The organism is Clostridioides difficile ATCC 9689 = DSM 1296, assembly GCF_001077535.1.
GTDB lineage: Bacteria > Bacillota > Clostridia > Peptostreptococcales > Peptostreptococcaceae > Clostridioides > Clostridioides difficile.
On record NZ_CP011968.1, the window covers coordinates 274,297 to 285,212 of the forward strand.

The following is a 10,916-nucleotide window of genomic DNA, read 5'->3' on the forward strand; positions in this document are numbered from 1 at the left end:
GGATGAAAGATGGAGTTAAAATTTAGAGAATGGAATAAAAATGGTAAAGAAATGTATAGTTATGATGAAATGGTGTGCTATTCTAAAAATTTGCTTAGAGAGGTTTATAGTGGTGTTTATTTGCCAAAAAACAATGAAAATTTTGAGGTTATGATATACACAGGTTTAAAGGATTGTGATGGAAAAGAAATCTATGAAGGCGATATTGTTTTATGTAGAAGTATATTTTTTACAGAGTTTGCAGGGGAGGTAAAATTTAAAGATGGTTGTTTTATTGCAGTGAATGAAATGTCAGGAGATTGCTTTAGATTATCTGAACTTGCAATAGTTAAGATTGATGGGAATATATATGAAGATTTAAGTAAGTTAAATGATATAAGAAGATGTGATGAGGGGGAGATTAGGGATGATAATAATTAGAAGTCAAGATAGATTAGATTTAATGAGAGTTAATAGAGTTGAAATAAGTAATAATCGAGTATATGCAATGCTTGAAGATGATATTAGAAAAATAGGTGAATATGAAAGTAATGAAAGAGCTATGCAAGTGTTAAATGAAATACAGAAGTTTATTGAAAATGGAGTAAGAACGGATTATATAGATTCTTGCAGAGTTAGACATAATCAAGAGAAAGTGTTTGAAATGCCAGTTGAATAGAGAGGGGGAACTAAATATGGCTAAAGTTTGGATGGATGCAAATGAAGTTCTAAGTAAAACTATGGATTTAGAAGATATGTTTGAACTTAATTTAAGAGCAACAAGAAAGAGAAATGAGAAAAGAAAAAATGAGATTGATAAACAAATAAAAAAAGAAATTAGGAAACAAATAAAAACTACAAATCGTGGTGGACCAGGAAAGTCTATAAAAGTTTTCAATATAAATACCGGAGAGGTCAAGATTCTTAAGAGTGCTAAAGAAGCAAGTAAATATATAAAAGTTAGTTGCAGTCATGCCAGCTATTTAGCTAGGGAAAATAAATCAACTGAGGATGGTTGGAAAGCAGAATATATTCAAGAGGTGTCAGATGGTATTAGCAAATGTGGAACAAGTAATTAAGTTAGCTGAAAAGATATTAAATAAGAAAAAGTGTTCTGTTAATAAAGCTATTGATATAGCTATAAAAATATTAAGTAAATATGAGTGCGAGGGGATGTTAAGAAATGAGTTTAATTAAGTATAGAGGTTATGATTTTGAGAACGAAAAGTGGATTTATTCAGCAACAATAATGTGGAGTAATATACTTGAATGTTTAGTTATGTTGACAGAGGGTTGCAAATGGCAGAAAGTCTCTAATGTTGGGGTATGCTCTGGAGAATGGGCTAGAAACAATCAAGAAATTTGTGAAGGGGATATATTGAAAGGATATGATAATTCTAGTGATACAAGCCAATATGGAGTTGTAAAAAGAGATTTTGACAGCATTAAAATATATTTGGAATGGCATTATTTAAAGAAACTTGAAGGAGAATGGATAGAGCTTATAAATAAAACAGAAATATATCATAGTAGAGATTACAAAGTAGTTGGCAATGAATATGAGAACTTGGAGGAAGTTAGAAAAGAGTTTTTAGAACGTAAGGAGATGTTGGAAAATGAACATCTTGGCTAGTTTAATACTTATAGTAGGAAGTTTTATAGTAGGTAGAATTTATGAGTATAGATTGAATCTAAAAGAGTGTGAAAATTGTGATAATAAAAGAGGTGTATAAGAATGGATGATAGATTGGAGATTTGCAAAAAAATGTTTCCTATCATTACTAAAAATACTAGATTACTTTGTCATTATTGTGATGGTAGAAATATTTGCAGTTATGATGAAGAAAAAGCTCATGAATTATTGAGAAATGAAGAGGGTGCTAAAAATGACTAATTTTGAAATGATAAAAAGTTTGGATGAGGATGGAATGGCTAATTTTTTTGGAAGTACAGATTGTATTTGTGAGTATTGTATATATGAGGGAGAACCTTGTGGTTATATATGTTATGAAAGTCCCGAAGGGTTCAAAGAATGGCTTTATATGGAGGTAGAAGAATAATGGATAAACTTTATATATGCAGTTCACAAGGAGTAGAAGAAGTTGAAATACTAGAAGGAACAAAAGGTAGATTCAAAGTGGGGAGTAATAGTCAATATTTAAGAGTTATTAATAAAAATGTACTTGATGTAAAAAGTGCTAGTTATGTTGCTTCTTTAAATAGAGATACAGCTATAAACATCTGGAATGATGAAATAAGCAAAGAAATAGAAAGATTAAAAGGATTTTTATATACAGAAAATATCTAATTAAAACAGTTTAGAGAGTTGCAAAATGTCTTTTAATAAAATTATTGTTGAAGTGTTTTGTGACTCTCAAAAATGAAAATAGAGAGGGAAACAAATGTCAAAATATGTATTGAGATGGCAAAAAGGGCTATTGTTGGATGAACGTAAAATAAATTATTCTTGTGGAAGTAAAGAAATGTTAAAACAAAAAGCAGAATTATTAGCTAAAGATGACAAGATACTGCTTGTAACAATAGATAAAGTTGAAGAAGTTATAAAAGATACTAGAAGTCAAAAAATGGCTGAATATTATTGTAATGGAGGAATTGAAATATGATAATACACAAATTTATAATACATGTTTTAGATAAGAATAGCGATACACCAATACTAAATGATTTTGAAGGTAGAGTTAGTCAAGATATTGAAGCTTTCTTTCAAAAGAAAATAAGCAAAGTATCAAGAGATAATGACATCAGAACAGCAGTATTTAATGACTATAGTAACAATCTAATTAAGAAGTGCTGTGAACAAATTATTTATGATGAAAGTTCATTTTTAAATAACTCTAAAGAGATTGCAGCTTATTTATTTGATGTTATGAAGCTTAATGCTACATTAGAATCTTGCGACTTAGCAATTTGCTTATACTCTCAAAAAGATGAAAAGAGAGTTGCTATATTAAAGCTTGATTACAATAAGTCGTATACTCATTCAATTGAGTTTAAAGATGATAAATTTAATATACAGATGTCTAAAAATGAAATTAATATACAAGAGACTAAAGCAATTAAAATTGGTGCATTGATTGGATTAAGTGGAATTAATGACGAATATCATCTAAAAGTATTGGATAAAGATGCAGAGAAGGAAGGAGCTAATTCTAAGTTTGTTACAGAGTTTCTAAATGCTACTAAAGTGAAAGATGACAAGTACAAGACTAAGATGTTTAAAGCTTTTGTGGACTCTTATATAGCACATTTATATAGTGATATGAAGCAGGGCGAAGATGTAAGAGGAATGTTACTTTATATGTTAAGAGAAAAACAAAAACTTGATATAAATGAGTTTGCTGATAAGGCGATAAAGGATGATTTAAAAGAAAGTTTTAAGGACCATGCAGAAGAAAAAGGAATTGAAAGTTTTAATATTGATAAAAAATGGGTTGAGAAGAATTTAAAAAATAGACGTATAAAAACAGATACAGGTTTTGAGATAAAAGGCAAGATGGATGATTTTGAGGATTTTATGAAGTATGGTATTAGACATAATGGAAATGGGACTATAGATATAGTTATTAAAAATGTTCATTTCTATAATGAGAAGTAGGTGCTCATATGAAATATGTAGCTAGTTTTAGTGGAGGAAAAGATTCAGCAGCAATGCTCCTTTTAATATTAGAAAAAAGGCTTCTGTTAGACGAGATTGTTTTTATAGATACAGGACTAGAATTTAAAGAAATTTATGATATAATAGATGATTTTGAGAAAAGAATAAACTTTAAAATAACAAGAATTAAAGCAGAAAAAACCTTTGAAGAATACTTTTATACTGTTAATAAACAAGGTAAGCGTAAAGGGCAAATATGGGGTTTTCCATACACCTTGGGAGCATGGTGTAATAGCAGATTAAAACTTGCTCCTGCCAATAAATATTTCAATTCGGTTGGAGAACATAAAAGGTACATTGGAATTGCTTTTGATGAACCTAGCAGATACAAAAGACTAGAAAATAATTGTATAGCACCACTTTACGAAGCAAAAATGACTGAAAAAGATTGCTTGAAGTATTTAGAAGAAAAAGGCTTTTACTATGAGATTCATCATAGATTTAAACGAACTGGTTGCTATTTATGTCCTAAGCAAAGTTTAGAGAGTCTCAGAACATTGAGAAGATACTATCCTGATTTGTGGGGGGATATGCTTAAATTGGATAAAGATAGTCCTATACCTTTTAGAGCCAACGGGGTGACAGTGCATGACTTAGAAAAACGATTTAGTAATGAAGATATAGAAAATGAAAGACAGATAAGTTTCTTTCAAACAGAGAAGGTGAGCATATGACTAATAAAGATATGTGCAAGGAAAAGAATCTTGATGAAAGAGAAGTGTATAAGAAGTTTGGGAAAGAGATTTGTGGTAGCTGTATAAATAACATGAGAGATTGTGAAAGTAAAGATTGTGATACAGCATATAAAAATTGGTTGGAGAAGGAAGTAGATAATAAGAAGGTGTAAGTTTAAACTAGTTAGGAGGTTAATTTATGAATATTTTATTAGTGACTATACTACTAACAATTATTTGTGTATTAGCAAATTATGTGAAAAATCGTATATATAAAAAATCTATAAATAATTTAAAATATAAATATTCTGTAGGAGAAAAGATTATATATCATCAAATAAACTGTTACTATAACAGAATGGTTGGTTGTGAAATTTTAGAAAAATGTTATAGTACGAAATTTAGAAAAAGAAATACCCCGCTTTATAAAGTAAAAGCATATGTAGGTGATAACAATACAACATGGGTTATACCAGAGTGGAGAATTGAATGTCTTGCTAAGACTTATGGAGAATTTCCTAAATATTAAATAATAAAAATTGGTTGGAGTATAAATAGTCAAGGTAAGTTTGTGAATGAAACTAGAATGTTATAGACTTACTTTGACTTATAAAAGGGAGTTTTTAAAAAATAGGAGGTAATAAAATGAATAAATGTGAAGATTGCAAATATAGAGCTTATGAGGAAGATGGAGAAGTTTATTTTTACTCAGATGGAAGTTATGAAGGAGGTATATGTAGAGAAGAGTATTGTAGCAGAGGATATGAAAAAAAGTTTGAAAATAATGGAGAAAACTGTAAAAGTTTTAAAAAATTGTAGGACCATAAAAAATAAAATAGAGTCATTGGTATTGCTATATTTTATTAAAAAATATAAAAAAGTTTTTGAGAAAATTAACTTTTAAAGGGTGTGAGCTTATGATACATGAATTGCAGATAGCTTCTAGTACTTTTAAAGATGTAATCAAGAATAAAAAACAAATTGAAGTAGAGTATACAACAGATTTTAAAGTAGGAGATACAGTCATATTGCAGTCATTTAAGGATAAAAAATTTACAGGAATTGAGGTAAACAAAGAGATTGAGTATTTTGTTAAGCTTGGAAATGGGTATGTTGAGTTGGGAATAAAATAAAAATTTAAGGAGAAGTAATGAGAGTTAATTTTACAATAGATGGAGAACCATTTGGCAAAGAAAGACCTAGATTTAATTTGGCTACTAAAAGGACCTATACACCACAGAAAACTAAGGACTATGAAGAATTAATAAAATGGTTATATCAATCTAAAGTTAGACATTATTTTACTGGATACATAAAAATGACTTTAAGATGTTATTACTCTATAGCAAAAAGTAACAGTAAAAAGATTAAAGAGCAGAAAAGAAATAATGTGTTAAGACCCAATAAAAAACCAGATATTGATAATGTGGTCAAGATTATAGCTGATTCACTCAATGAGATAGCTTATAAAGATGATACGCAGATTGTTGAGGTTGTAGCTAGTAAATATTACAGTGATAAACCAAGAGTTGAGGTTATATTAGAAGATGTTATTTAACCAACGGAAAAATCCGTTCGTTAGATTAGGTACTCAGTTTTTCATAAAAATGTGAAAAAGCTGAATAGAGAATATATCAAATGGTAAAGGAGAGATAAATTATGAATGAAAATATAAATAAAGAAATAACAGTACTTGGAACTTTAGAAATCGAGGGAATGAAATTTCATAACATTGAGGGTGGATTTGGAGAACATAAGAAAGCAATGCTAGTAAAAGATATAGCTGAGATACATAATAGAGAATCTAGACAGATTAATGAGCTTATAAATAAGAATAGAAAAAGATTTAAAGATGGAAAAGATATATTAGATTTGTTAGGTGTCGGTTTGGACGATACCAAAATAAAAGAATTAGGATTTACTCAACAATCAATTAATTCTTATAGAGGGTTAAAAAACAAAGGGTTATTATCTGGGATTTATATATTATCTGAAAGAGGTTATGCAAAATTATTAAAAATATTAGAAGATGATATAGCTTGGGAATTATATGAGAAGTTAGTTGATGGATATTTCTCTATGAGAAAAGAACTAAATAATCCTCTTTTAAGTGCATCAAAGGAGTTACAAGCTATATTTATGCTAGATAAGAAACAAGAAGTCTTAGAAACTAAAATAGAGAATGTTAATGAGAAGTTAGAGAACTTTATGGATGATGCACCATTATTCAATATCGAGTGTGAGTGTATTGTTAAAGAGGTTAAGAGAGTAGCAACAAAATCACTTGGTGGACATGGAAGTAAGGCTTATAAAAATAAATCTTTAAGAGGTAAAGTTTATAGTGATATATACCATCAGATTAAACGAGAATTTGGAGTAGATAGTTATAAGGCTATAAAGCGTTGTCAATTAGATAAAGTATTAGAGATTGTAAATAGTTATAAGTTACCTATAGTGTTTGAAGAAGAAATAAGACTTTTGAATAGTCAACTATCAATAGTAAGTTAAAAGAAAAAAGGAGTGCTTTCACACTCCACTTGTCAAAAATATAAAGCTTTTATCCAAGATTATTATAACATAAACAGGAGTGTGGAAGTATGGATAATAATATCAATAAAAAAGAACTATTTAAAAAAGTAGAAGGTAGACTACATCATTATAAATTTTTAAGTGCAGAAATTAAAAATCTTGAATTAGATATAGAAAGTAGAGAAAATGAGATATTTGGGTGTAAGGCTGTTGGATATGATGAAAAAGTAAGTCCAACATATGCTTTTAATTCAAGTGTGGAGAATGAGATTATAAAAAAAGAAAGAGATATTACTAGATTGAAAAAACTGAAAAAAGATAAGGAAATTGAAAAGAAGAAAATAGAAAATGCACTTACATGCTTAGATATAAGAGAAGAACATTTTTTTAAACTGTTTTATAATAGCAGAATGAAAAATAGTATGGTTTATATATCCTTAGAGATGAACTCAGATAGAAAAACATGTAGATGTGTGAGGGAAAGATTAGTGTATAAAATTATGGATATGCTTTATCCAAGAATTAAGGAAAATGAACTACCATTATTTAAAAATTAGAAAATTCCCCAGTTTTTCCCCAGAAATTCCCACTTTATTCCCTACTTTCTCCCCTTTTTGATTAAAAAAGCATGAGATAATAGTATTGTGGAAATAAAGATTTCCCTCTCAAAACTAAATAATTGCTAGGTTAGTTTAAAGGGCTAATCTAGCAATATGAACAGACTAGGCAGGGCGTGAGGACGCTGTTAGTTCAATTCTAACTATGTTCAAAATCTATTGATACACTATATTAAGTATTTGAATTAAGATTAAAATCTCATACAGTTTTGTATCTTAATTCAGAAATCTAAAAAATCGGGTGGGGCTTGGTAACCTCACTCACCATGCAGGTAGTGGTTTAATCTAGGTTCGATTCCTAGAACTTGCTCCCTTAATAATATGTATCCCCCATTAAAAAGGCTTAGATTAATTTCTAGGTCTTTTTTATACAAAAATTTAATAAGTTTTAGATATCAGTAACTCTGATAACAGAAAATAAGGGTGTTCAAGTTGAGCACCCTTTATTAATAACTAATTTAGGAGGTAGTAGTATGTTGAAAATTTTACAAGATAAAAATGTAAAAGTAATGTGGTCCAAAAATGGAGAAGAAGTTTGGTTTAATGCAAATGACGTAGGAGAGGAACTAGGCATAGTAAATATTCGTGATACATTAAGAAATATAGATAGAGAATATAAAAAGAAATTTAATGAGTCTACTGTCGGAGATTCCTACACTAGAAACTTTAAAGATAAATTACCTAACTTCGGTACTACTTTTGTTACAGAAGAAGCTGTGTACAATATGTCATTTAGAAGTAATAAACCAGAAGCAAAGTTATTTACAAAATGGGTTACACAAACACTTAAACAAATTAGAATACATGGTTATTACATTGCTACAGAAAAAGACCAAGAATGGCTGGATATAAGAGCAGAGGGTAAAAAGGTAAGAAAAGATTTTACAGATGAAATACAAGAGTTTGTTTATTATGCTACTAGTCAAGGAAGTAATAAACCTCAGATGTATTATAAACATTTTACTGAACTTGTAAGAAAAAAATTAGGTATACCAAAAGGTGTGAAAAGGGATGAATTAAATCAAAGTGAATTGTTTGATATACAAGCACTCGAAAGAATTATATCTATGAAATTACCTAAGCTAATAGATAAAGATATGAATTATAAAGAGGTATATAAAAAGATTAAAGAGTTAATAGAAATGATTTAAATGACTGTCTTGATGGATGGTCTTTTTTTATATAATAAATTAAATAAGTGTATTATTTAGAATTATTTTGTAGTTGTCGAATAGTTTTTGAAGGATATTGACCTTTGAAGTTGAATTATATACTTTATAAGGAGGTGACTATTATGTCTGATGGAAAAATATGTGTTTCTTGTCAAAGAACAATTGCAGATGTAGCTACAGAGCTTACAATAGCATATATGGAAAATGCTTCTTTAACTCCAGAAAAAATTGCTGAAATATATAAGTTATTTTATAAAAATGCAAATGAAGCGTTTAATGGTAAATTCTAAAAGATTAAGAACTCTAACCAGAGTTCTTTTTTTGTTCCCAAAACGACAAACAAACGAGGTGGTGGTATGAATGAAAAGGCAGATTTAGCTCATGAAGATTACTTAAAAGGGCTTAAGTACAAGGAAATAGCTGAAAAGTATAATGTAAGTTTATCGACTGTAAAATCATGGGCAACTAGATACTGGAAACAAAAAGGTTGCAACCAATCAAAAAAAGTTGCAACCAAAAAGAGAGGTGCACCCATAGGTAATAAAAACGCTACTGGTCCACCAGGTAATAAAAATGCTGAAAAATTTGGTTTCTTCTCAAAATACTTACCTGAAGAAACCCAAGACTTAATTAATGAGATAAAGGATAAAGATAAATTTGATATTCTTTGGGAACAGATAACAATACAATATGCAGCAATAATAAGAGCACAAAAGATAATGTATGTTAAAGACAAGGAAGAAATGGTTAAAGAATTAAAGAAATATGAAAGCACAGAAAATGGTGAAAAGATAGAGTATGAATTTCAATTTGCATGGGATAGGCAAGCATCTTTTCTTAATGCACAGAGTAGGGCAATGAGTGAGTTAAGGAGTTTAATTAAACAATATGATGAAATGATTCATAAGGATTGGAATTTAGCTACAGAGGAGCAAAGAGCAAGAGTAGAAGTATTAAAATCAAAGATAAATAATCAAGAAAGTAAAGAAGATAAACTTGATAGATATTTTGATAAACTCGAAAGTGTGATAAAAAATGATTGATGAATTATATCATAGTAAACAACTTGAAGTTCTTAACTTTGCTTTGAATAATGACTACTTCATGCTAATTAATTATGGTGCTAAAAGAACAGGAAAAACAATAATTGACAATGATTTATTCTTACTTGAACTTAGAAGGGTTAGAAAGATAGCTAATGAGCTAGGTATTAAGCTTCCTCAATACATCTTAGCAGGAGCAGATTTAGGAGCTTTACAAAGAAATGTACTAAGTGAGCTTACAAATAAGTATGACATTGAGTTTAAGTTTGACAAACATAATAGATTTGTATTGTTTGGAGTTCAAGTATGTTGCTTTGGACACTCAAAAACAAATGATTTAGGCAGAATAAGAGGTATGACTTCGTTTGGGGCATACATAAATGAAGGTACAGTTGCAAATGAAGAAGTATTTAATGAAATCAAATCAAGATGTAGTGGAGAAGGTGCTAGAATACTTGTAGATACTAACCCAGACCAACCAGAGCATTGGTTAAAAACTAACTTTGTAGATAAAACAGATGGCAAGGTTATTCAATCTTTTCATTACAAATTAGATGATAATATATTTTTAAGTGAAAGATACAGAGCAAATATTAAGAAGTCTACTCCTAGTGGCGTTTTTTATGACAGAGATATAAATGGTTTATGGGTGTCAGCAGATGGATTAGTTTATCAAGATTTTAATAAGGATATTCATTATATTTCTAAGGATAAATTAAATGATATTAATTTTGTAAGATACTTTGCAGGCGTTGATTGGGGATATGAACATTTTGGAGCTATTGTTGTAATTGGAGAAGATGATAAAGGTAACTTATATTTATTAGAAGAACATTCAGCTCAACATAAGGAAATAGATTACTGGATAGATAAGGCTAAAAGTATAAAAGAAAAGTATGGAAATATAAAGTTTTATTGTGATAGTGCTAGACCCGAACATTTGGCAGCATTTAAAAGAAATGGTATAAAAGCTTTTAATGCTAATAAAGCTGTATTGTCTGGCGTTGAAGCTGTAGCTAAAAGAATTAAAACTAATACTTTATTTGTAGTTCATGAGAATGTTAATTTATTCAGGAAAGAAATTTTTATGTATGCTTGGAATAAAAATACAGGTGAGCCAATTAAAAAGTGGGATGATGTATTAGACGCACTTAGATATGCCATCTATACAGATTCCTTAGGAACAGGAATTAAAGTACTTACACCAAATGGAAGAAGGTGATAAA

General features: G+C 29.1%; 22 protein-coding genes. All 22 read left to right on the forward strand.

Annotation, left to right across the window (positions count from 1 at the left end):
• Nucleotides 1–9 precede the first annotated feature (9 nt).
• The 22 genes from CDIF1296T_RS01645 (at nt 10) to CDIF1296T_RS01735 (ending at nt 10,912) form a co-directional block, all read left to right on the forward strand.
• Nucleotides 10–420, forward strand: coding sequence for a YopX family protein (locus CDIF1296T_RS01645; RefSeq protein WP_009901718.1), 411 nt, complete (start codon nt 10–12; stop codon nt 418–420).
• Entirely contained in the window at nt 407–658 is a 252-nt protein-coding gene (locus CDIF1296T_RS01650) for a hypothetical protein (RefSeq protein WP_009901719.1), read from the forward strand. The genes CDIF1296T_RS01645 and CDIF1296T_RS01650 overlap by 14 nt, the downstream gene beginning before the upstream one ends.
• A gap of 16 nt (nt 659–674) precedes the next feature.
• On the forward strand, nt 675–1,058 hold the full coding sequence (locus tag CDIF1296T_RS01655; RefSeq protein WP_018112756.1) for an NUMOD1 domain-containing DNA-binding protein: 384 nt from the start codon (nt 675–677) through the stop codon (nt 1,056–1,058).
• Complete coding sequence (locus CDIF1296T_RS01660) at nt 1,027–1,176, forward strand: hypothetical protein (RefSeq protein WP_018112755.1); 150 nt, start codon at nt 1,027–1,029, stop codon at nt 1,174–1,176. Before CDIF1296T_RS01655 ends, CDIF1296T_RS01660 begins: the two co-directional genes overlap by 32 nt.
• Entirely contained in the window at nt 1,163–1,612 is a 450-nt protein-coding gene (locus tag CDIF1296T_RS01665; RefSeq protein ID WP_018112754.1) for a hypothetical protein, read from the forward strand. Before CDIF1296T_RS01660 ends, CDIF1296T_RS01665 begins: the two co-directional genes overlap by 14 nt.
• Nucleotides 1,613–1,714: 102 nt before the next feature.
• The gene (locus tag CDIF1296T_RS19460) at nt 1,715–1,873 is read left to right on the forward strand and encodes a hypothetical protein (RefSeq protein WP_018112752.1); all 159 of its coding nucleotides are present in this window, start codon (nt 1,715–1,717) and stop codon (nt 1,871–1,873) included.
• Complete coding sequence (locus CDIF1296T_RS19465) at nt 1,866–2,039, forward strand: hypothetical protein (RefSeq protein WP_018112751.1); 174 nt, start codon at nt 1,866–1,868, stop codon at nt 2,037–2,039. The genes CDIF1296T_RS19460 and CDIF1296T_RS19465 overlap by 8 nt, the downstream gene beginning before the upstream one ends.
• Nucleotides 2,039–2,287, forward strand: coding sequence for a hypothetical protein (locus CDIF1296T_RS01675; protein ID WP_018112750.1), 249 nt, complete (start codon nt 2,039–2,041; stop codon nt 2,285–2,287). Before CDIF1296T_RS19465 ends, CDIF1296T_RS01675 begins: the two co-directional genes overlap by 1 nt.
• Nucleotides 2,288–2,381: 94 nt before the next feature.
• Nucleotides 2,382–2,603 (forward strand): hypothetical protein, encoded by a 222-nt coding sequence (locus tag CDIF1296T_RS01680; protein ID WP_018112749.1) that lies wholly within the window; start codon nt 2,382–2,384, stop codon nt 2,601–2,603.
• Nucleotides 2,600–3,595, forward strand: coding sequence for a nucleoid-associated protein (locus tag CDIF1296T_RS01685; RefSeq protein ID WP_018112748.1), 996 nt, complete (start codon nt 2,600–2,602; stop codon nt 3,593–3,595). Before CDIF1296T_RS01680 ends, CDIF1296T_RS01685 begins: the two co-directional genes overlap by 4 nt.
• A gap of 8 nt (nt 3,596–3,603) precedes the next feature.
• The gene (locus CDIF1296T_RS01690; RefSeq protein ID WP_018112747.1) at nt 3,604–4,329 is read left to right on the forward strand and encodes a phosphoadenosine phosphosulfate reductase domain-containing protein; all 726 of its coding nucleotides are present in this window, start codon (nt 3,604–3,606) and stop codon (nt 4,327–4,329) included.
• On the forward strand, nt 4,326–4,502 hold the full coding sequence (locus tag CDIF1296T_RS01695) for a hypothetical protein (protein WP_018112746.1): 177 nt from the start codon (nt 4,326–4,328) through the stop codon (nt 4,500–4,502). The genes CDIF1296T_RS01690 and CDIF1296T_RS01695 overlap by 4 nt, the downstream gene beginning before the upstream one ends.
• 26 nt (nt 4,503–4,528) lie before the next feature.
• Nucleotides 4,529–4,858 (forward strand): hypothetical protein, encoded by a 330-nt coding sequence (locus tag CDIF1296T_RS01700; RefSeq protein WP_018112745.1) that lies wholly within the window; start codon nt 4,529–4,531, stop codon nt 4,856–4,858.
• 116 nt (nt 4,859–4,974) lie between these two features.
• Complete coding sequence (locus tag CDIF1296T_RS19470) at nt 4,975–5,148, forward strand: hypothetical protein (RefSeq protein ID WP_018112744.1); 174 nt, start codon at nt 4,975–4,977, stop codon at nt 5,146–5,148.
• A 98-nt stretch (nt 5,149–5,246) separates the two neighbouring features.
• Nucleotides 5,247–5,462, forward strand: coding sequence for a DUF3850 domain-containing protein (locus CDIF1296T_RS01705; protein WP_018112743.1), 216 nt, complete (start codon nt 5,247–5,249; stop codon nt 5,460–5,462).
• 17 nt (nt 5,463–5,479) lie between these two features.
• Nucleotides 5,480–5,887, forward strand: coding sequence for a RusA family crossover junction endodeoxyribonuclease (locus CDIF1296T_RS01710; protein WP_018112742.1), 408 nt, complete (start codon nt 5,480–5,482; stop codon nt 5,885–5,887).
• 101 nt (nt 5,888–5,988) lie between these two features.
• Nucleotides 5,989–6,837: an ORF6C domain-containing protein gene (locus CDIF1296T_RS01715; RefSeq protein WP_015994384.1), complete on the forward strand. Its 849-nt coding sequence runs from the start codon at nt 5,989–5,991 to the stop codon at nt 6,835–6,837.
• An 89-nt stretch (nt 6,838–6,926) separates the two neighbouring features.
• Nucleotides 6,927–7,415, forward strand: coding sequence for a hypothetical protein (locus tag CDIF1296T_RS01720; RefSeq protein WP_011861022.1), 489 nt, complete (start codon nt 6,927–6,929; stop codon nt 7,413–7,415).
• A gap of 533 nt (nt 7,416–7,948) precedes the next feature.
• The gene (locus CDIF1296T_RS01725; RefSeq protein ID WP_018112741.1) at nt 7,949–8,626 is read left to right on the forward strand and encodes a BRO-N domain-containing protein; all 678 of its coding nucleotides are present in this window, start codon (nt 7,949–7,951) and stop codon (nt 8,624–8,626) included.
• Between the two features lie 143 nt (nt 8,627–8,769).
• The gene (locus tag CDIF1296T_RS19475; protein ID WP_018112740.1) at nt 8,770–8,937 is read left to right on the forward strand and encodes a hypothetical protein; all 168 of its coding nucleotides are present in this window, start codon (nt 8,770–8,772) and stop codon (nt 8,935–8,937) included.
• Nucleotides 8,938–9,003: 66 nt separating this feature from the next.
• Nucleotides 9,004–9,690, forward strand: a complete 687-nt coding sequence (gene terS, locus CDIF1296T_RS01730; protein ID WP_018112739.1) for a phage terminase small subunit — start codon at nt 9,004–9,006, stop codon at nt 9,688–9,690.
• Nucleotides 9,683–10,912 carry a PBSX family phage terminase large subunit gene (locus CDIF1296T_RS01735; protein WP_018112738.1) on the forward strand — a complete coding sequence of 410 codons (1,230 nt, stop codon included), beginning with the start codon at nt 9,683–9,685 and terminating at the stop codon, nt 10,910–10,912. Before terS ends, CDIF1296T_RS01735 begins: the two co-directional genes overlap by 8 nt.
• The last annotated feature ends 4 nt before the right edge of the window (nt 10,913–10,916 follow it).